Below are 19,965 nucleotides of genomic sequence, written 5' to 3' on the forward strand. Positions count from 1 at the left end.
AAATGGCAAACATTAAAGTAAAAGTGAAAAACGGCGCTTTCCCTATACGTTATAAGGGAGAGCGTTATTTAGTTGGTGAAGAATTCACAATTGATGAAAAACATTTAAACGAATCAACGATGGAACGATTAGACGAACCGAAGAAAGCTGCACAATCAAGTAAAACGTCTGAAAGCGAGTGATTCGTATGTATTTAGATGTAGTAATGCGTCTATCTGCTCTTGGAGTAGCCATATCTAGCGCTCCAAGTAGTTCAGACGATATGTTGTTGAAGCATGCTATTGATAAGGTAACTAATCACATTAATAGCCAAACGAATTTATTATCGATCCCAAATGGTTTAAAAGAAATAGCTATTGATATGGTAGTAGGAGAGTTCCTGCTTACTAAAAAAGCAATGGGTTTATTGGATGTAGAAACATTGAACTTCGAGGCTGTTGCCAAGCAAGTGCAGGATGGTGACACTAATGTAGTATTTGCTGTTGAAGCGAATAGAACGCCTGAAGCTCAGTTCGAAGCGTTTATTTTGTACCTTAAACATGGTAATACAGACTTTTTGAAGTATAGGGTTCTCACATGGTAAGTGCACGTAGAAAAGCCGTTGAGTCGTTGTACAAAGGATTATGTACTGTGAAAGTGTGGCAAGAGGTAGAAAATCCCGTTACTCATGCAACTACACATAAAGAAGTGGCTCTGTTAACTGACCAAAAATGCAAGCTTTCATACGAAAAGCAAACGTCAACTACTCCTACAGGTGGTCCAGCGTTGATTGCTCAGACAACTAAACTATTTATTGCACCTGAGCTTGATATACCAGCAGGCTCTAAAATAATTGTGACTCAACACAACAAAACGACAGAATACGCTCGTAGTGGTGAGCCTGCTATTTATACGGACCATCAAGAGGTACAACTTGAGTTATTCGAGAGGTATTCTTGATGGGTAGAGGTGGACGAGTTGATTTGAGGGAATTAAAGGCGTTTGAACGGAAGTTAGCAAAGTTAGCTAATGCTGATTTCAACAAGTTTTGTGAAGATGCAGCTAAAGAGTTAGCTTCAAGATTGTTAGGAAAAGTAATTCGACGTACTCCGGTTGGTAAATATAAAGATGGTCGTGTCGGTGGTACATTAAGACGTGGATGGACTATAGGGCGTGTGAAAAAGAGTGGTTCAACATACGAAATCGAGGTTATAAACAACACTGAGTATGCACAGTACGTGGAATTTGGGCACCGCACATCTAATCATCAAGGATGGGTGAATGGACGCTTCATGATGACAATAAGTGCTGACCAAGTTGAACAACAGGCACCAGCTTTATTAGAAAAGAAACTCATGAAAATGCTAAGGGAGGCTTTCGATGGAGATTAATGATATTCAAATTGCTATATCCGTTAAGCTCCATGAGAGCTTCGGGAGTGGCTACAAAAAGTATATCGATGAAGTACCGCAGGGGTTTAAGACTCCTGCTTTTTTAATTCAATTTTTGAACTTAGAGCATATCAGACAAATCGGTAAACGATGGAAAGTGACAACGTTATTTAACGTACAGTATTTCCCTCAAGGCGGTCTGTCTGAGGCGTCTAACATGACATTGAAGGTACAACAAGCGCTAAAAGAAATAACGCTGTTAAACGGCTCGCTGATGCTTGGAACAGGAGCAAATAGCGAAGTAGTTGAGGGTGTCGGGCACAATTTCATTCATTTTAATTTCTTCTTGCAAGAAGTTGAAGAGAAGATTTTCATGGGTTCTCTTGAACAAAAAACAAAAACGAAAGGGTGAATGCGTTGGGAAAGTTAGAAGTTATTAAAGACAAAGCAAAAGCAACTCCTGCTGATGTATCAGAAGCTTTAGAAGCACCAACATTTACGAAATCACAAATCGTAAAAAGCAACAAATACATGGCTCGTCGTGATGCACTGAATGCATTACTAATAGACAACAAAGAGTACTCATTCACCGAAGTGGATGGGATTCTAAAGAAGTTTGATAAAGGAGGGAAGCAATAATGGCATTAGGTGGAGGTCCATTTTTAACTCAAAATAAAGAGGTGCCCGGTACGTATCACAACTTTATTTCAGCAGCACGAGCATTTGTGAATCTATCTGACCGCGGCTATGTAGGTTTACCAATCGCATTAGATTGGGGCGTTGATGGTGATGTATTCGCAGTGACACAAGAGGACTTACAAAAAGATTCTCGTAAAATCTTTGGTTATGATTACACAGATCCAAAACTAAAAGGCATTCGTGATGTATTCAAAAATGCGATTACAGTTTTCTTTTACAAGCTTGCTGTTGATGCGGTGGCGGCTACAAACGATTATGCAATAGCTAAATACAAAGGTATACGGGGGAACGACATCACAATTGTTATTCAAGCGAATGTAGACGAGCCAACGAAGTTCGACGTACAAACATTACTCAAAAATGTTCTTGTAGATGAACAAACGGCTGTTGCTACTGCTACTGATTTAGTAGCCAACGACTTTGTAACATTTAAGAAGGATGCAACGCTCACTCTAACAGCAGGGACACCATTAACAGGCGGTTCAAATGGGTCTGCTATTACAGGCGGCGCCCATCAAGAGGCGTTAGATGCTTTAGAGGCATATGGATTTAACACGCTAGGATGTCTATCTTCGGATAACCTGATTAAATCGTTATATATTGAGTACGCAAAACGTATTCGTGACCAAGTAGGCGGCAAGTTCCAACTGGTAGGTCATAAATTAGGTTCGGCTGACCACGAGGGTGTTATTGATGTTCCTAATAGTGCTATCGGTGATGATGAAGATGTGTTTGGTGGAGTTTATTGGACTACTGGAGCACAAGCAGGCGTGGCAGTTAATAAGTCGAATACCAACAAAAAATACGATGGTGAACATACGCTTGATATGTCAGAAACAAAGACACAGGCTCAACTCGTAGCGCTTTTAAAAGGTGGCAAATATGTATTCCATCGTGTGGGTGATGAGATTCGTGTATTAGAGGACATCAACACATTTACATCATTCACAACGGATAAGAACGAGGATTTCAGTATGAACCAAGTTATCCGAGTACTTGATCAAATTGCAATCGATACAGCTCAATTGTTTAACACTCGTTACCTTGGCCAAGTGCCAAATGACCAAGACGGACGTGTTTCATTATGGAATGACATCGGTGCGCATCGAATGGAAATGCAACGTATTCGTGCAATCCAAAACTATAACAAGGATGACCTTACTGTAGAGCAAGGGAATTCAAAGAAAGCTGTCGTGGTGAATGAGGTTGTAGAACCAACTGTTGCGATGTCACAACTTTATATCACAACAACGGTAGCGTAAGGGAGGGAATCAAAATGAAACCAAATAAAATATTAATTCCATTGAATCTTCAATATTTTGCTGAAGATACTATGCGTTCTCGTGATGCCATTCATGGCGCCCAAGGGGTAGCGTGGGTGACAATAAAGGGAGAACGACTAAAATTTGCTCAATTAATTAATTTAGAAGCAAGAGCAGACAAGACGAAAACCCAAATTCCTATTATGGGACAAGTGGCAAAGGGTAATAAGGCAACAGGTATTGAATATTCAGGTAGTGCAACGTTTTACTTCAACACTTCGATCTTTAGAAAAATGCTGAAACACTATCAAGATACTGGAGAAGATACTTATTTTGATATTCAAGTTACGAATGAAGATGGTTCTTCTCAAGCTGGACGTCAAACAACAATTCTGATTGATTGCAATATAGATGGTGGTATTGTTGCTTCGTTGGATGCTGATGCGGAATATTTAGAGGATTCATTCGACTTCACTTTCGAACGATTCGAAATGCCGCAGGAATTTACTATGTTGCCAGAAATGTTATAAAACTAGAGCTCATTGTGTGGGCTCTTTTTAATTACAAAAAAACAAAAAGGAAAAGGTGATTATACATGAATAATTTAACTGCATTTTTTGCACATAGCAAAAAAGAAAATGAAAACATAAAGCGTGCAATTTCAAAAAAATTCTTAGATGAGCAAGGTAACCCTATTGAATGGGAGTTTGCACCAGTTTCGCCGGAACGTGACGCAGATTTAAAGTCTGAATCCACAAAACGATCTATGATTACACAAGGAAAACGTAAAGGGCAATTTAATACTGATTTTGACCACTTTAAATACCAACGTTTATTAACAGTAGAATCAATTGTACATCCAAACTTAAAAGACAAAGAGTTACAGGATTCATATGGCGTGATAGGAGCAGACGCACTGCTTGGCAAGATGCTGACAATCGGTGAAATTGCAGATGCCTCAGCGGCAGCGCAAGAGGTCAATGGTTTTGAAACCGAGCTTGAGGACTTGGTGGAAGAAGTAAAAAACTAATTGAGGACGGTGATGGTGACGCTAATATAATGCATTGGTGGGTACAAAAACAGCGTCGCCTGCCGTCGGAGTATATGACATTATCTGTTTTTGATAAAGTGTGTATCATTGCTTCTGTGCAAGTCAAGATTGATGAAGATAAGAAGGCTGAGCGTGAGACGAAACGAGGGGCAAAAGGCAGAAAGACGAGATAAGAGAATGGTTGAAAGACTATATCCAGACGGAGATAAAAGACATACAACATGAAACCTAAATAGATAACAGAAATGAAAGGGGGCCTAAGTTGGGGCCCCCATCAAATGTAAATATTTTCGCAGGTGCTTGCAATTTGCAAGTAGCTGAAATAGTTTTTCTAACAACAAATTGAACAACTTATGACCTGAGGGAACAGTTGGGCAACGATGTTTATAAATTACCCGCAAAACAAGGTATCACTTCTTAGGGTCTGTATCTGTTTCAACCACTGACATCGTGTTAGTTGATATTTTAAATTTTGAAAAAACGCTTGACATGAATATCTCGGTTTTTTCCAATTTAAAGTGTATTAAATGAACTAAATTGAATCAAAAAACAAATAAAAGCAACTCATGATAACTGACGATATTCTAATTTGGAAATTTAATGAAATATATGGAAACAGGTCCATTTGATAAAATTAAAAATAGTTGCGGTTCTATCCATTATGTCTTATTATGTAAGTAATTACATAAACAAAGACGGAAGCACCGCAAATAACTGATGATATCAGTTTGTTTGCGGTGCCTTTTTTGTTTCTGAAATTTAACTGAAAGGAGTAATAGCATGAGTAAAGTTGGTACTTTGAACATCACATCAAATATAAAAGCAACACTAAAAGATATAGTTATCAATAGTAAACAGGATGAAAAAGCAAAACAAATCATTTTGGGTATAAAGGGTTGAAGCATTATTCATCTTTGGCGTCTGCTAAACCTTGTGCATACGCCAATATTCTTGCTTCCATCTCCTTGCGTTTTTCTTCTGGCATGGATTCAAGGATTTGCATTAACTCTTCAACTTCTTTATTGACTTTTTTATCTTCTTCAGTGGTTAATTCTGGGTGACTACTTCTACCTAGTAAATAGTCTGTTGAAACATCAAAAAAGTCAGCAAATCTTTTTAATGTATTGAAATCTGGTTCGCGTGATCCTTGTTCATAATTAGCGATTTGACCTCTTGAGAAGTTCATTAATTCAGCTAGTTTATATTGGCTTAGATTTTTCTCTTTTCTTAGTTTAGCTAAAATTGGTCCGAACATTTACTTCACCTCTTAGGAGTAATTATATAAGTTGTAACCTAATGTTTCTATTAGAAAACAAAGTAGAAACAAAAAGTTTCTAAAACTATTGACAGAAACGTATAGTTTCTTTTATGATACATATATAGAAACTTAATGTTTCTTGAAAGGAGTGATACTTTGAATTTTGTTTTAAATGAAAGGAAGGTTTTAATCAATCTTAGAGGTGATAAAACGAGAGTAGAAGTAGCTAACGACTTAAATATAACACCTCAAATGTTAGGAGCGATTGAAAGGGGTGATAGAACACCATCTTTAAATTTAGCCAAGAGAATTGCTAATTATTACAGTACAACTGTAGAAATTATTTTTTAAAAAGGAGAGCTAAACATGAACCAGTTACAAGTAATATCATTTGATGGAAAATTGGTAACAGAAAGTCGTCAAGTTGCTGAAATGATAGGAAAAAATCACGCACATTTATTACGTGATATTAAGGGCTACAAAGAGGTTTTAGACCAAAATCCAAATTTGGATTCTGCTAGTTTTTTTATTGAAAGTAATTACAGAAATGAAAATAATCAAAGTTATCCTTGCTATTTGCTAACTAAACAAGGTTGTGAAATGGTTGGTAACAAAATGACTGGAGAAAAAGGTGTTTTATTTACTGCGACATACGTTTCTCGATTTAATGAAATGGAACACCAAAATCAACCTAAACCACTTTCTGAAAAAGAACAACTAAAAGCTTCAATGAGATTATCGCTTGAAACATCAGAAGAAGTCGAAGTTTTAAAAGTTGAAGTTCATGAATTAAAAGAAAAAGTAGATAATCAAATCACACTTGACCATGGTGAACAACGAAGGTTGCAAAAGTTAATTGGCTCTAAAGTATTTGAACATGCTTCATCAGATGACCATAAACGTTTATTGTATCCAGAATTACATCGTGAAATCAAAGACCGTTTTGGTGTTACCAGTTACAAAGATGTGAAACGTCATGAGTTCCTTTCGTGTATCAGATACGTAGAATCATGGGTCCCTAGAGTAGTGAGGGCTTGATGGTAGTTTTGCAAAATAAACATAAGTTGTATGGTGCTGCGTTTCGCCGAATATTAGAGAAAACAATGCAGCAAATTGACGCTGGCGATAAACAAGCAGTAAAGAGAAATATAGAAAAAATTATTTGGTTTGGAGTTAAGGATATCATTACTTCTCCTAAATACGATGATTATGAATTAAATGTTAGTTATTTCGAATCTATTAGTAACATCAAAGGGCTTATGGCAACTATGACTCTCAAACAATTTATGAATGTGTTCCCAATTAAGAAAGACTTTGATGGTCATAAGTGGGGGTCGAAAGATTACTTTTATACGAAGGAATATATCGAGGGTATAGGTTTGAGACCAAATGATGTTATAGGTGAATACGCTTTGGAATTGTTTGCTGAGTACTGGAACGATGATATACGGAAGTTATTCGTTAAAAGTTTAACTACTATGAGTACTATCAGACGTTACGAAGGTCATTTGGGTTTGTTCGAGGAATTTATGGCGGCAGAAGGGGAAGATACACCTGACACCTTCAAAGATGAAAAAGGGCAAGCTTATTATGTAAGTAACGGAAAACCACAGAAGATTAAGATGAATAAAGTAGGGCATTTGAGAGTTATAAAATAAAAAACCACATTCCAAGTTGACGCTTGAAATGCGGTAACAATCGAGTGACATCCACCCAAAACAATATTAGCTTAATTATACACTAAAAAGGGTGTTTTTAAAAGTGGGTGTCCTCAAATAAGGAGGAGCCTATGAACGACACACAACAAAAGCAACGTTCTTTAACATCTTTTGTATCAATGTTTGAAGAAATAAAGGATAACTACAACATAGATATCTTAAAGTATGACTCGTTTGAGAATTTCATGATTGCATTCTTTTCACTACTAAGTACGGAAGAATTGAGATCTTTCCCAAGCGAGTTAGTAATTCTAAATAAAGTAATAGAGAAAGTAAAAATAGCTTAGAAAAAGAACACTCTCATTTGAGGGTGTTTTTTCTTTGAAAGGGGTGAGAATAATGTAGAAATATGAAAACAGTAATAGAATTACCTCTATTATCCATGTATATTTATGTATGAGGAGGGATTCTGTGAAAAAGTTTTTTAAATTTGGTTGTGGTGGTCTTATTGCATTATTTATATTGTTAGTAATTATAGGATCATTGCTGGGTGATGATAATCAAGGTACAAAGGATAAAGAAAAGGAACCAGTAACAACAACTAACGCTGATTCAAATAAAGATGTACAGGAAAATAAAGAAGATAATAATGTAAGTATTGGTGAAGAATTGAAAGTTGGTAAAGTAACATTTAAAGCTAATTCGATTGCAGAAGTTAATGAAATAAGTGCTGCAAATGGTTATATGAAATACACGCCAGATGCAGATGGTGCAGTGTTTTTAAATGTAAATGTTACTGTTAAAAATGATGGTTCAGAAATGATTCAAACTGATTCTAGCTTCTTTAAATTAAAAGCTTCAAATGGAGCATCATATGCCCCATCAACTATTATAGTTGCTGATGATAAATATTTTGTTTTTGAAGGTATAAATCCAGGCCTCGCATTAACAGGGAATGTTGTATTTGAAGTTCCAGCAGGTTTAACAGACCTTGATTTACAAGTTCAAACTGGTTTTTGGGGAACAGAAACAGGAGTAATTAATTTAAACTAATTTTGAAGTCACTCATTTTTTGGAGTGGCTTTTTATTATGTTCAAAAAGAGGTGATACCATGGCAACTATCCGAACTGCAATCCAAATACAAGATCGCCTTAGTCAACCAATGAGAGCAATGCACAATGCTGTTTCGATGATGGTAAATCAAATGGAGGCTATGAATGCTGCTTCTGGTCATATGATGGATACGTCTAGTATCGAAACAGCTAGACGAGAGTTAGCAAGAGCCGCTGACCAATTTAATAGAATTGAAAATGAAATCCAAGATGCCGACAACGCTCAACAAAGATTCACTAATCATATAAGAGATGGTACAAATGCTGCTAAAGGTTTATTAGGAAAGGTCATGGGTATTGTCGCAGCTTACTTAACTCTTCAATCAATTGGTGATGTCGTTAAATTATCTGATGAAATAACTAATATTGATGCACGATTAAATTTAGCTGTCGAAAGTATGCCAAAAGTAGAACCTATTTCCACTAAAATAGAAGTTGATACAAGTGGCTTAACTGAAGTGCAACAATTACAGCAACAGATTTTTGATGCTGCACAACGCTCCTATGCTCCGTATACTCAAACAGCTGATCTAGTTGGTAAGCTTAGCATGAATGCAAAAGATGCATTTGGTAATACCACAGAGGTTGTTGCGTTTGCCGAATTACTTAATAAGCAATTCGGGATTGCTGGTACGAATGCAGAAGGAGTAGCATCTGCCACATTGCAATTAACACAAGCACTAGGTTCAGGAGTGTTACGCGGCGAAGAATTAAACTCTGTATTTGAATCTGCTCCAACCATTATCCAAAATATTGCTGACCATTTAGGTGTTTCAATTGGTCAAATTAGAAAAATGGCAGCAGATGGAGAATTGACTGCTAGTGTTGTTAAAAATGCAATGTTTGCAGCTGCAGACGACATCAATAAAAAGTTTAATGATATGCCTGTCACTTGGTCGCAAGTTTGGACCAACTTTAAAAACGAAGCATTATGGGCGTTTCAAGATGTATTAAAAAACATTAATGGTATTTTTAATAGTGATCGTTTTAAAGAGTTCAGTGCAAGTGCAAAGCAATCTTTATATTTAGTAGCTAGTGTTGTGGAACAAGTCTTAACCACGATGACAACAGTTGGAGCTTTTGTTTATGATAATTGGTCATTTATTGCTCCGGTAGTTGGAGGGGTTACAGCAGCGCTTATTATTAATGCAGCAGCATGGGCGTGGACTAACAGAGAAATAGCAATTAATGCTTTCATGACTGCGACTGCAGCAATACGTAATTTGTGGTATGTTGCAACAACTGTTTTATCAACTTTGGCAACTTATGGTTTCACTGCTGCAATGGCAGCCTTGAGTATCGCAATAGCTGCAAACCCTATCGGTTGGTTAATTGGGGCTATAGTTGTTTTAATCAGTTTGTTTTATCTTGGTGTAGCAGCAGTTAACGAATTTGCTGGTACTTCATATAGTGCAACAGGTATGATTGCAGGAGCATTCATGGTACTTGGAACTGTTATTTATAATGTCATAGCTTATATATGGAACATGTGGGCTTCATATATCGAATTCTTCGTTAATGCTAAACAACATGGCATTTATGCTGTAAAACGATTATTTGGTAACTTAGCAAATAATGCAATTGATATGGCAACAAGCATGATTGGCAGCTTCGACAGTGCAGCTACTAATCTAGCGAATGTGTTCATAAGTGGGGCTAATATGGCCATTCGAGCTATCAACTGGGTTATTGATGCTCTTAATAAAATACCTGGTATTGACATTGGGAAAATAAGCGAAAGAGAAGTTCGAACATCTGTAGTTGCAGACTATTCCAATTTAAAAAAGGGCATAAATGCTTGGGTTGGAGATACGCCAGAAGGTTACTGGGAAGCTCCTAAAATGGAAATGAAGTCTTTGAGTGATGCTTGGAGTACAGGGAAAAACTGGGGTTCTGATCTATTTAATAATAAGAGCAAAATTGCCAATGCTGACGCAATTTCTAAGGCTATCAATGATGCCCTAGCATTAGGTGACAAGCTCGACAAGGGTAACGATGCTGGGAAGAAAACTGCCGATAATACAAAAAAAGCAGCAGATGGCATAAAAATGTTAAATGAAGATTTAAAATACCTTCGAGACATTGCTGAACGTGAAGCAATCAATCGTTACACAACCGCTGAAATCAAGGTAGACGCTCGAAGTGAAAACTATATCAACAATGAAATGGATATAGATGGTGTAATTAGTCTCTGGGGCGAGAAAATGGAAGAGGCAATTGAGATTGTTGCAGAAGGGGGTCCGGCAGATAATGTATAATTTCTTTGCAGATGGTGTGCAGTTTCCTGTTGCCCCTTCTGAATTACGTACTAAGATTAATGGCCGTAATGAAACGATTGTGCTAATGAATGACGGCGAAGTAAACATTATAAAGAAAACAGGCCTAACGGATATTGAGTTTGAGGTATTGCTCCCAAACGTCAAATATCCGTTTTCTGTTTATCCCAATGGTTTTCAACCAGCTACATTTTACCTTGATAAACTTGAGAAATTAAAAGTTGGTGATAAACCGTTTCAGTTCATCGTCAATCGTATGATGCCAAACGGGAATCTTCTCTTTGATACGAACATGACAGTATCCATAGAGGATTACGAGATAAATGAATCAGCTGAAAACGGTTTTGATGTAATGGTGAGTATTCGTTTGAAACAATACCGAGCATACGGCAATAAACGAATCATTACACAGCCTGCTACAGCATCTAGTACCGCATCAAACGCACCAACTACACAAAAAGCTGTCGTTGAACAAAAACGCCCTACAACGGGCAAAGAGACACCAAAAACACATACTGTTGTCAAAGGTGATACGTTGTGGGCTATCGCTAAAAAGTATTTGGGCGACGGTTCTAAAAACACCGAACTAGCAAAACTCAATAACATCAGTAATCCAAATGAAATTAAAGCAGGGCAGGTGATTAAACTTGGCTAAATCACAACTTTTCATCATGTCTCGTGGTCGTTTTTTTGAATGTGCTGTAGAAGAAGGAATCGAGTGGGAAACACATCGTAAAGGCTCACCAGGTAAGTTAACGTTTAACATCATCAAGGATGAGATACTAGGATTCCACGAAGGGGATGCCGTTCGCTTTGATTATAACGGCCATAAGATATTTTTCGGATTTGTATTTACGAAAAAGCGTAATAACAACCGAATTATCAGCGTTACTTGCTATGATCAATTACGTTATTTTAAAAATAAAGACACGTATGTGTATGCCAATAAAACGGCTGCCCAAGTCCTTCAAATGATTACTGAGGACTTTAAACTACAGACAGGTATCGTTGCTAATACGAAACATAAAATTCCATCAAGAGTAGAGGATAACCAAGAATTATTTACAATCATAGGCAATGCAATTTCTGAAACCACTCTAAACACAGGTGATTTATATGTACTGTACGATGACTACGGGAAATTAAATCTACGTGACATCAAGATGCTCAAATCTGATTTATTAATTGATGAAGAGTCAGGTGAATCGTTTGAATATACGACATCTATTGATGAAAATACGTATAACAAAATTAAATTAGTTCGCGAAAATAAGGAGACAGGAAAACGCGAAATCTTTATCGCTCAAGATAGTTCGAAAATGAATGAGTGGGGCGTTCTTCAAATGACAGACAAACTTGATGAAAAAGGAAATGGTAAAGCGAAAGCAGATGCTATGCTTAAACTTTACAATCAAAAATCGAGAAAACTACACATTAGTAAAGTGTTTGGTGATCCAACGGTACGAGGTGGCACTACATTAGGTGTACAAATGTATTTAGGTGATTTAACTGTAGCTAATTTTATGATGGTCGAGACAGTGAAACATATCTTTAAAGAGTCAGATCATCGTATGGACTTAAAACTGATTGGCGGTGAATTTATTGCGTAGTATGGAGGATATTTTAATTGAGTTCCAAAAGATTGTTCAGGGTGTATTGAATGCTCAAAAACTTTGTACTATCGTATACGGCACCGTCATTAGTGTAGAGCCTTTAGAGGTATTTGTGGACCAAAAGCTTACTTTGAAAAAAGAACAATTAAAATTGACTCGTGCTGTCATGGATTATGAGGTGGATATGACAGTGGACCATGTTACTGAAAATCGTTCTGGTGGTGCTGGTGATGCATCGTTCGCTTCTCATAATCACGACTATAAAGGGCGAAAGAAGTTCTTAATCCATAATGGCCTTGTTGATGGCGACAAAGTAACCATGATACGAGCGCATGGCGGACAACAATATTTAATAATCGATAAAGAGGTGGTTTGATGATTCCACAGGTCGTAAACGATGGATTGACACTCGATTTTGAGGAAGTCATTGAACCATCAAAGAATTACAAATTAATACATGATAAGAATCGCTGTGTTGGCTTTGTAGATGAACTTGAAGCCATGAAACAAGCGATTTTTTTAATGCTCTCAGTTGAACGATACGATCACATTATCTACACATGGAATGCGGGTTTCGAATCAAAAGATTTATTTGGTAAACCAACATCATACGTTGCCAGCGAAGTACCTCGACGCATTAAAGAATGTTTGCTACAAGATGACCGGATAAATGAAGTAGATTCATTTGTAGTGACAACTAAGAAAAGTAAAGTACATGTCGCATACACAGCTCACACCATTTTCGGTGAAGTCACAACAATGAAAGAGGTGGAATACTGATGGCAGAACCATTTAATTTAGACACAACTTTTGAAGAACTGATGGCCCGGAAACTCGCAGGTGTAGACGATTCCCTTGATAAACGTGAGGTTACCTCATTAGTCTATAACGCAACAGCAGCCAATAGTGCTGAAACAGTTCAAATGCTTTTTACATTGAAGAATCTTATCGACATGGTATTTGCTGACACTGCACCAAGAGAGTATTTGATTCGACGTTCTGCTGAACGTGGCCTAAAACCACATGAAGCTACCTATGCCAAGAGAAAAGGTTTATTCAACATTGATGTACCAATTGGTAGCCGATTTAGTTTAGATGACTTGAATTATGAAGTTATTGAGCGAATCTCACAGGGGCAATTCATTTTACAATGCGAAACAGCAGGTAATATAGGCAACTTATTCTCAGGGCAACTAATACCAATCAACTATATTAACAATTTGCAGACGGCTGTTTTAACAGATGTATTGGTACCAGGAGATGACGAAGAAGAAACAGAAGCCTTTCGCACTCGCTATTTCAACAGTTTTGAATCTACTGCTTTTGGTGGTAACAGAGCCGATTACAAAGAAAAGGTTGGGGCCTTACCTGGTGTGGGTGGTGTTAGAGTTTACCGCGCTTGGAACGGTGGGGGTACAGTTAAGTTAGTCATTATTAACTCGCAGTACGAAAAACCATCACAAACCCTAATTGACGAGGTGCAAACAACTGTCGATCCACTGGAACATCAAGGCGAGGGTTTCGGAACTGCACCTATTGACCATGTAGTGACCGTATTTGGTGTGGGTGAATCAGTCATTAATGTTACGTTGAATATCACTTATCAAGCAGGCTGGACATGGGTTGATATAGAGGCTCAGGTGCAAAAGGTCATTGATGACTATTTTAAAGAACTAGCCGAAGAATGGGCCAAAGCAAATAGTTTTGAGGAAGATAACGCAGGTGTAGTGGTTCGTGTTTCGCAAATTGAATACCGTTTGTTAGGAGTAACGGGTGTTCTTGATATTGCTAATACACAATTGAATGGTGCTCAATCGAATATTGCATTAGATGTTGAATCGATACCAAAACGAGGTGTTGTAAGTGGCTAGAGAGGTTGATATTATTGCCTATTTACCAACTCTCCTTCATGAGATTAAAGAGATTGTAGCAATAGCAAATGTTGAAGATCCGATACTTGAAGCGCTGTGGCAAGAAATCGAAAACACGTTAAACAATCAATTTGTGGTATCTACGAACGAACAAGGTGCTGACCGATACGAGAAAATGTTGAAATTGAACGCGCCGGCAACAGACACCATAGAAACGCGTAGGTTTCGCATTTTAACTCGTTATCAAGAACAAGCACCATATACGTATAGAGTGCTCAAGCAACTGATGGACAGCCTTCTAGGTGAGGGCCAATATGAGGTAAAAAGAGATGTAGCAGCTAAGACACTAAGTGTAAAGATTGAATTGACTGTTAAAGGTATGTTTGATGCTGTTGTTATCATGCTAGAACGCATAACACCTCAGAACATGGCTTTAACAGTTCAATTACGATACAACCAACACAGTACCCTAGCGCGCTTTACACATGCTCAGTTATCATCTTATATGCATCAACAATTAAGAGAGGAGGTATTGCCATAATGCCTAATCATACAACAAATTATAATTTAATTAAGCCGTTACCTGATGAGTTTTACAATGTCGAGGACCAAAATGACAATATGGAAATCATCGATGCCCAAATGAAGGCTAGAGAAGAAACGCTTACTATGCATTTGGACAAAGATGCGTCTTTATCACAAAAAGGGCATGTACAACTTTCTAATTCTACAAATAGTAATTCAGAAAATCTTGCTGCTACTTCAAAAGCAGTTAAACAGGCAATTGATTTTCCTCAAAAATTTGGGTTAGGTGCAGAACTAATTGAAGTTACATCCGATTTTAACACAATTGTCAAATCCGGGTTTTATCATGCCAAAGGAGAAAATAGGCCAAATAACGATGCATTACGGTCCTTTTTTTTACTAGTAAATGCAATTTCGGAAACATCAGTACTTCAAATAGCATCTCCATATCAAGAATCGGATAATATATTTTACAGAAGTAGTGATTATACCGGATGGTCAAAATGGAAAAGAATAGCTAATAGTGATGATATTCTATTTGGGAATGGAAGCCCAGAAGGTGTAATTATTGCATCCGTCGGTACTTTATATCGAGATAAAGTAAACGGCACATTATACAGTAAAAAAACAGGAGTTGGTAATACAGGCTGGAGGGCATTGACATGGGTATAAAAGAGTTGAAAGATGTTGTAATGCTGGATGGTGAGATTATAAATGTCGGTAAAATGGAAAATATGCCTGAGGGTGCACTTATAGAAAAACAAGAGATGGAATACACAACCCAAAATGGTTGGAGAAAAGTTAAATCTCTAAATGAACAAAAGGTTGATAAAATAAATGAACTGAAAATTGATTGTCAAACTGCAATTTTTCAAGGGTTCACTGTAGAAATGAATGGTGAATCTTTTTATTTTGGTTTCAACGAGCTAGATCAAATGAATTTTACACAACAATTAATCCTTATAGTCAGTGGTGATCAATCGAAGATTAGTTGGAAAACAAACAAAGGTGTAAAAGTATTCACAACTAGTGATTTTATGAATGTAATCGATGCTGGAAAAAATCATAAGTTGCTACAACAATCAAAGTACTGGTCATTGGAACAACAAGTTGTGAATGCAAAAACTATAATAGAAGTGGATGCAATTGTATGGTAAAACACTATATACGGAATTTGCTAATCAGTATTGATCAATTTGTAAATACCGTGTTAGGCGGTTATCCAGACGAGACACTATCATCAAGAATGGGCAAGCACCAAAACTGTCTGATATGTAGGTTTGTTTGTAAGTTGTTAGATATAGTCGATAAAGATCATTGTAAAAAAAGCATTGAACATGATGAGGGTAATCCGTGGAATAAACATTAGTTTTAAACACACCAATTTAGGGTGTATTTTTTTATGCATTTTTTAACGCTATGAGAGCAATCGAGATGGATAACGGTACATGTTACTGATTCTCGAAGCTTCTCATGGCTTTATATTTTAATAGGGCAAAGGATTGGTGATGGAATGGATGCAGTATCCACAGTAACAACAGCGAGTCAGATAGCAAATTCACAAGTAGTCTGGTCGATTTTGTGTATTTGTTTAGTGGTTTATGTTTTTTGGAATTCGGCCAAGCGTGAACAAAAACTGATTGATAATTTAGAAGCTTTAACAGTAGCGCAAGGAAAGCAAGCCAATGCAATGCAAGAAATCAGTAAAAGTTTAACGTCTCTTGAAGGGCGTATGGACCGTATGGAAAAACACATTTTTTAGGAGGATATATTGATATGAGAATTAACTGGAAAGTACGTTTACAACACAAACAATTTTGGGTGTCATTAATTGCATTACTTATCGTGCTCGCTAATCAAATAGCGGGCATTTTTCATGTCGATATTACGATTTACAACAATCAAGTTACAGCTATTTCCGAAACGGTTCTAAGCATTCTAGGCCTACTTGGTATTATTATCGACCCAACGACACAAGGGGCATCTGACAGTACTCAAGCACTTAAATATGACAAACCAAAGGATGGTGAGCTGTAATGACTTACGCATTTAAACAAAACCTATTACCATCCAGCAAGTACGGAATCAAAGCTCCATACGGAATGACACCGCAGTTTATCACAGTACACAACACGGCTAATGATGCTTCTGCAGCAAATGAAATTAAATACATGTTAAGTAACAACAACGAGGTATCTTATCATATTGCTGTGGATGACAAAGAAGTTATACAAGGTATTCCGTTTAATCGTAATGCTTGGCATTGTGGCGATGGGCAAGGCGCTGGTAACCGTCAATCAATCGGTATTGAAATATGCTACAGCAAAAGTGGTGGTGCCCTCTATACAGCTGCAGAAGAAAATGCAGTACAGTACATTGCTCAACTTTTGAAACGGTATGGTTGGGGCATAGACAGAGTGAAACAACATTTTTATTGGTCCCAAAAGAATTGCCCGCACCGCATAAGAGTGGAGGGTCGCTGGAATAGCTTCTTGAAACGAATTGAACAGGCTATGAAGCCAACAACACCAACACAACCAAAGGAGGAACCAAAAGTGAATACACTTACATCAACAGCTAAAGACGATTTGAAAACATTGCTGAAAGATGCTCATAAACAAGGAATCTTAAAAGTGGACCACAGCGAAAAAGTAGGTTCAATGACAGATGGGGAAGCTCTAGGGCTTTTAATTTCGGTGGTTAAACGAACTTTATAAATACCAAAGACCAAGATAGCTTAATTGCCATCTTGGTCATTATTAAATAGTACTATCAAGCAAATCTAATCATACAGCTACAATGTGTGACAACATTTATTTGTTAGAATACCAGCTGTAATCCCAGTCTTCAAATACTACAACATTAGCCTTTTTGTAAGTGTTTGTAGCTATTCCATTCGCGTACATTCTTTGCGTTACTTCATATACTACATATTTGGGTTGAAATTGAATTGTTTTCTTTTCGCCCTTTGCAAGAGTAATTGTATAGGTAGTCCCGTAAGTTTTTGCTTTACCAATTGTTACACCTAGTGATGCTCCAATTTTAGCTTCTCCTATTGGGTACTCTCCTGATATTGTATTTGTAAATTCGCGATTAAGAGTAGTTGAATGATTAATACTTAATGTTCCTGGACCTGTACCTGTAGGTCCATTTCTGAAATCACCCCAACCTCTACCTACAACTTTCTTATCAGTGATTTTATAAGTAATGTTGGTTGGACCAAATCTATTCGTTATTTCATCAACAGACTCTTCTTCGTACATTGTACTATCCTCGGATAAATCTACTGCAGGTGTATTACCAACTTCATAATCTACATCTTGAAATACCTCGGTTGCTTCTGCTAAACTAGGAACATAAACCAATAATGTCAATATTATTCCAAAAAGCAGTAAAGAAATTTTTCTCATTTTACTAATACCTCCCAATATTTTCTATTTCTTACAAATGTTAGTATATCATAATAATATAAAAGTAAAAGGGTGTTTTAATGAATAAAATGAATTTAAAAGAGTTTTTTATGTTAATTTGCAGTGTTTTATCTTTTTTCGTGTTTTGTTTTTTAGTTTTATTAAATAGAATTGCTTTTATATTGGAGAACCCAAATTTTGTATTTGAACAAGAAGGACCTGTTCTAAAATGGTTTGAGATGAATAATGCATTAATTAATTTCGTGACACTTGCTCCATTAGGACTCTCTATTATTTTTTTAGTTATTTTTATATTGTTAAAATTGAATAGTAATAGTCAAAATGTTAGTTAACACAAAAAAGATCAGGTAATCACAAAAAAACTTGTGAGCCTGCTCTTTTTTTGTTGCCAAATAAAGAACGTTAGTTCTATAATAAAACAAACAAATGTTCTATTTTGGTGAGGAGAGATGAAAATGGCTAAAGCTAAAAAGGAAACTAAGACTAAAAAGAAGGAACCTAAACATTTAGACCGCGATGAATTTGAGCTTGAAGAAATTGCTTATGCTCTAACTGAAGCAAAAGAAGAACAGAAGTACAAAGTTTTTTCGGTATATAAAAAAGATGAACCACTAACTGGTATGGTCACAAATATGGATGCAAACACTAAATTAATTCACATTAAAGATAAATATATGGATATTCATAAGGTGCATTTCCTAGATATTTTGAACGTTTCTGAATGCGATTATTAATGGAGAGTGATGATGATGTTAAATGACCGTGGAACGATGAAATGGACCGCTATGATGCTGCCAGAGCATTTAGTTCAAATAAAAGAATGGAAACAAGAGCAATTTTATGAAAAGAAACGTGATTTAGTGGAATGGGAACTAGAGGAATTACAACGAACAATTCAACGCGTAACTGTAATGAAAAAGCTTGTAACACTTACTTTGTGGGATAATAACCAGCTACATGATGAGACCGGTTTAATTACAGGAACAGATATAAATAAGAAAGAATTGTTGTTGGAAACCGAAACGGCCATTAAAAGAATTACATTTGATAAAATCCAAAATGCAGAATTAGTTGACGCCGATGATTAATGGAGATCAACGCAAGCTTTTACACGAATTTATCCTATTAGATATGGCAGTTAAATCATTACAACATGACTACGATATGCTCGGTAACCTTAAAATGGCAAAAGTCTACACTAATATCGTTGATGGGCTTTTAAAAGATATAAGAAACGATTACTACAACAAAAAGCGTATACTTACCAAGCAAAAAATAGAAGTAGTGAAGTGGATTCAAATAGATGAATACTTTAGTGATGTTATTGTCAAAACAGCTGGGGAAGATACGCAAAGCAAGCACTAAAGACGCAAGTTGAAGAATTAATGTTTAAGTACTTAACCTAGGGAGAGAATGAGCATGGCTACAATATATAAATTTTCAAATAAAACATTTCGGGATATAACAAATGAAAGAGTAGATGTTGTGAAAATCGCTTCTGGTTTTATGGGAGGGACGGTTAAAGTTTATGAGCGTAAAGGAACAGTAGTTATCCATAGTGAAAACAAACAATCAAGTCATGCAAGTATTTCAAATGAAAACGGCCAAGTAAAAGAATGGGAAATTAGATATGCTATAGAACACATTTTAAAAAGAGAACTTACAGATGTGAATATACGTGTCAGTGAAACTGGTGTTGTTCATATTCGCAATAAAGATGAAATTAATACACTTACAAACTAAAGAAAAGTCACTCATTTAAAAATAATGAGTGACTTTCTTCTATAATAGATATAAATTGGTTGGAAGCTATTTAAAAACGATGCCGAAATGATGCC

General features: G+C 36.5%; 33 protein-coding genes. 31 read left to right on the top strand and 2 right to left on the bottom strand.

Annotated elements, in window-relative coordinates; genetic code table 11:
- Positions 1-2: 2 nt before the first annotated feature.
- From C9J31_RS00740 to C9J31_RS00785, 10 genes are all read left to right on the top strand, one after another.
- Positions 3-182, top strand: coding sequence for a hypothetical protein (locus tag C9J31_RS00740; RefSeq protein WP_107950944.1), 180 nt, complete (start codon positions 3-5; stop codon positions 180-182).
- A 5-nt stretch (positions 183-187) separates the two neighbouring features.
- Positions 188-583, top strand: a complete 396-nt coding sequence (locus tag C9J31_RS00745; protein ID WP_107950946.1) for a hypothetical protein — start codon at positions 188-190, stop codon at positions 581-583.
- 47 nt (positions 584-630) lie between these two features.
- Positions 631-939, top strand: a complete 309-nt coding sequence (locus tag C9J31_RS00750) for a hypothetical protein (protein ID WP_202973814.1) — start codon at positions 631-633, stop codon at positions 937-939.
- Positions 939-1,370: an HK97 gp10 family phage protein gene (locus C9J31_RS00755; RefSeq protein WP_107950950.1), complete on the top strand. Its 432-nt coding sequence runs from the start codon at positions 939-941 to the stop codon at positions 1,368-1,370. The genes C9J31_RS00750 and C9J31_RS00755 overlap by 1 nt, the downstream gene beginning before the upstream one ends.
- Complete coding sequence (locus C9J31_RS00760; RefSeq protein ID WP_107950952.1) at positions 1,360-1,782, top strand: phage tail terminator family protein; 423 nt, start codon at positions 1,360-1,362, stop codon at positions 1,780-1,782. The genes C9J31_RS00755 and C9J31_RS00760 overlap by 11 nt, the downstream gene beginning before the upstream one ends.
- A 5-nt stretch (positions 1,783-1,787) precedes the next feature.
- Complete coding sequence (locus C9J31_RS00765; protein WP_238602183.1) at positions 1,788-2,009, top strand: hypothetical protein; 222 nt, start codon at positions 1,788-1,790, stop codon at positions 2,007-2,009.
- Entirely contained in the window at positions 2,009-3,331 is a 1,323-nt protein-coding gene (locus tag C9J31_RS00770) for a phage tail sheath family protein (protein WP_107950954.1), read from the top strand. Before C9J31_RS00765 ends, C9J31_RS00770 begins: the two co-directional genes overlap by 1 nt.
- 14 nt (positions 3,332-3,345) lie before the next feature.
- Positions 3,346-3,861, top strand: a complete 516-nt coding sequence (locus tag C9J31_RS00775) for a phage tail tube protein (protein ID WP_107950955.1) — start codon at positions 3,346-3,348, stop codon at positions 3,859-3,861.
- A gap of 65 nt (positions 3,862-3,926) precedes the next feature.
- Positions 3,927-4,361, top strand: coding sequence for a phage tail assembly chaperone (locus C9J31_RS00780; RefSeq protein WP_107950957.1), 435 nt, complete (start codon positions 3,927-3,929; stop codon positions 4,359-4,361).
- A 29-nt stretch (positions 4,362-4,390) separates the two neighbouring features.
- Positions 4,391-4,555, top strand: a complete 165-nt coding sequence (locus C9J31_RS00785) for a hypothetical protein (protein ID WP_193767141.1) — start codon at positions 4,391-4,393, stop codon at positions 4,553-4,555.
- Between the two features lie 731 nt (positions 4,556-5,286).
- On the opposite strand, the gene C9J31_RS00790 is transcribed toward C9J31_RS00785, so the two are convergent.
- Positions 5,287-5,637, bottom strand: coding sequence for a helix-turn-helix domain-containing protein (locus C9J31_RS00790; protein WP_107950959.1), 351 nt, complete (start codon positions 5,635-5,637; stop codon positions 5,287-5,289).
- A 159-nt stretch (positions 5,638-5,796) separates the two neighbouring features.
- Between C9J31_RS00790 and C9J31_RS00795 the strand changes: the two genes are divergently transcribed.
- The 17 genes from C9J31_RS00795 to C9J31_RS00875 all read left to right on the top strand — a co-directional run bounded on the left by C9J31_RS00795 (position 5,797) and on the right by C9J31_RS00875 (position 17,413).
- Positions 5,797-5,991, top strand: coding sequence for a helix-turn-helix transcriptional regulator (locus C9J31_RS00795; RefSeq protein ID WP_238602184.1), 195 nt, complete (start codon positions 5,797-5,799; stop codon positions 5,989-5,991).
- A gap of 15 nt (positions 5,992-6,006) precedes the next feature.
- Positions 6,007-6,678, top strand: a complete 672-nt coding sequence (locus C9J31_RS00800; RefSeq protein ID WP_193767142.1) for a Rha family transcriptional regulator — start codon at positions 6,007-6,009, stop codon at positions 6,676-6,678.
- A complete protein-coding gene (locus C9J31_RS00805) occupies positions 6,678-7,298 on the top strand; it encodes a hypothetical protein (RefSeq protein WP_107950963.1) in 621 nt (206 codons plus the stop codon). Before C9J31_RS00800 ends, C9J31_RS00805 begins: the two co-directional genes overlap by 1 nt.
- A 131-nt stretch (positions 7,299-7,429) precedes the next feature.
- Positions 7,430-7,645 (top strand): hypothetical protein, encoded by a 216-nt coding sequence (locus C9J31_RS00810; protein ID WP_107950965.1) that lies wholly within the window; start codon positions 7,430-7,432, stop codon positions 7,643-7,645.
- 124 nt (positions 7,646-7,769) lie between these two features.
- Positions 7,770-8,351 (top strand): DUF4352 domain-containing protein, encoded by a 582-nt coding sequence (locus tag C9J31_RS00815; RefSeq protein ID WP_193767144.1) that lies wholly within the window; start codon positions 7,770-7,772, stop codon positions 8,349-8,351.
- Between the two features lie 59 nt (positions 8,352-8,410).
- A complete protein-coding gene (locus C9J31_RS00820) occupies positions 8,411-10,669 on the top strand; it encodes a tape measure protein (RefSeq protein WP_107950969.1) in 2,259 nt (752 codons plus the stop codon).
- Positions 10,662-11,342: a LysM peptidoglycan-binding domain-containing protein gene (locus C9J31_RS00825; protein ID WP_107950971.1), complete on the top strand. Its 681-nt coding sequence runs from the start codon at positions 10,662-10,664 to the stop codon at positions 11,340-11,342. Before C9J31_RS00820 ends, C9J31_RS00825 begins: the two co-directional genes overlap by 8 nt.
- Positions 11,335-12,297, top strand: coding sequence for an XkdQ/YqbQ family protein (locus tag C9J31_RS00830; protein ID WP_238602186.1), 963 nt, complete (start codon positions 11,335-11,337; stop codon positions 12,295-12,297). Before C9J31_RS00825 ends, C9J31_RS00830 begins: the two co-directional genes overlap by 8 nt.
- 1 nt (position 12,298) lies before the next feature.
- Positions 12,299-12,676, top strand: a complete 378-nt coding sequence (locus tag C9J31_RS00835) for a DUF2577 domain-containing protein (RefSeq protein ID WP_107951008.1) — start codon at positions 12,299-12,301, stop codon at positions 12,674-12,676.
- Positions 12,676-13,080, top strand: a complete 405-nt coding sequence (locus tag C9J31_RS00840; protein WP_107950974.1) for a DUF2634 domain-containing protein — start codon at positions 12,676-12,678, stop codon at positions 13,078-13,080. Before C9J31_RS00835 ends, C9J31_RS00840 begins: the two co-directional genes overlap by 1 nt.
- A complete protein-coding gene (locus C9J31_RS00845) occupies positions 13,080-14,171 on the top strand; it encodes a baseplate J/gp47 family protein (protein ID WP_107950976.1) in 1,092 nt (363 codons plus the stop codon). Before C9J31_RS00840 ends, C9J31_RS00845 begins: the two co-directional genes overlap by 1 nt.
- Positions 14,164-14,712, top strand: coding sequence for a putative phage tail protein (locus C9J31_RS00850; protein WP_107950978.1), 549 nt, complete (start codon positions 14,164-14,166; stop codon positions 14,710-14,712). The genes C9J31_RS00845 and C9J31_RS00850 overlap by 8 nt, the downstream gene beginning before the upstream one ends.
- Complete coding sequence (locus tag C9J31_RS00855; protein WP_202973815.1) at positions 14,712-15,368, top strand: tail fiber protein; 657 nt, start codon at positions 14,712-14,714, stop codon at positions 15,366-15,368. Before C9J31_RS00850 ends, C9J31_RS00855 begins: the two co-directional genes overlap by 1 nt.
- Positions 15,359-15,853, top strand: coding sequence for a DUF4376 domain-containing protein (locus C9J31_RS00860; protein ID WP_107950980.1), 495 nt, complete (start codon positions 15,359-15,361; stop codon positions 15,851-15,853). Before C9J31_RS00855 ends, C9J31_RS00860 begins: the two co-directional genes overlap by 10 nt.
- 356 nt (positions 15,854-16,209) lie before the next feature.
- Positions 16,210-16,458: a BhlA/UviB family holin-like peptide gene (locus C9J31_RS00865; protein ID WP_107950983.1), complete on the top strand. Its 249-nt coding sequence runs from the start codon at positions 16,210-16,212 to the stop codon at positions 16,456-16,458.
- Positions 16,459-16,472: 14 nt separating this feature from the next.
- On the top strand, positions 16,473-16,733 hold the full coding sequence (locus tag C9J31_RS00870) for a phage holin (protein WP_107950985.1): 261 nt from the start codon (positions 16,473-16,475) through the stop codon (positions 16,731-16,733).
- Positions 16,733-17,413 carry a peptidoglycan recognition protein family protein gene (locus C9J31_RS00875; RefSeq protein ID WP_107950987.1) on the top strand — a complete coding sequence of 227 codons (681 nt, stop codon included), beginning with the start codon at positions 16,733-16,735 and terminating at the stop codon, positions 17,411-17,413. Before C9J31_RS00870 ends, C9J31_RS00875 begins: the two co-directional genes overlap by 1 nt.
- A 96-nt stretch (positions 17,414-17,509) precedes the next feature.
- Here C9J31_RS00875 and C9J31_RS00880 read toward each other — a convergent pair whose 3' ends face one another.
- Entirely contained in the window at positions 17,510-18,106 is a 597-nt protein-coding gene (locus C9J31_RS00880) for a hypothetical protein (RefSeq protein ID WP_107950989.1), read from the bottom strand.
- A 476-nt stretch (positions 18,107-18,582) separates the two neighbouring features.
- Here C9J31_RS00880 and C9J31_RS00885 point away from each other — a divergent pair, with 476 nt between their 5' ends.
- Genes C9J31_RS00885 through C9J31_RS00900 form a run of 4 tightly spaced genes read left to right on the top strand, consistent with a single transcriptional unit; the run spans position 18,583 to position 19,870 of the window.
- The gene (locus tag C9J31_RS00885) at positions 18,583-18,861 is read left to right on the top strand and encodes a YolD-like family protein (protein WP_193767145.1); all 279 of its coding nucleotides are present in this window, start codon (positions 18,583-18,585) and stop codon (positions 18,859-18,861) included.
- 9 nt (positions 18,862-18,870) lie between these two features.
- Entirely contained in the window at positions 18,871-19,215 is a 345-nt protein-coding gene (locus C9J31_RS00890) for a YolD-like family protein (protein WP_244854921.1), read from the top strand.
- Complete coding sequence (locus C9J31_RS00895; protein ID WP_338016389.1) at positions 19,208-19,492, top strand: YhjD family protein; 285 nt, start codon at positions 19,208-19,210, stop codon at positions 19,490-19,492. Before C9J31_RS00890 ends, C9J31_RS00895 begins: the two co-directional genes overlap by 8 nt.
- 54 nt (positions 19,493-19,546) lie before the next feature.
- On the top strand, positions 19,547-19,870 hold the full coding sequence (locus tag C9J31_RS00900) for a DUF1827 family protein (RefSeq protein WP_107950995.1): 324 nt from the start codon (positions 19,547-19,549) through the stop codon (positions 19,868-19,870).
- Positions 19,871-19,965: the final 95 nt, after the last annotated feature.

It is taken from the genome of Lysinibacillus parviboronicapiens (genome assembly GCF_003049605.2).
Taxonomy (GTDB): domain Bacteria; phylum Bacillota; class Bacilli; order Bacillales_A; family Planococcaceae; genus Lysinibacillus; species Lysinibacillus parviboronicapiens.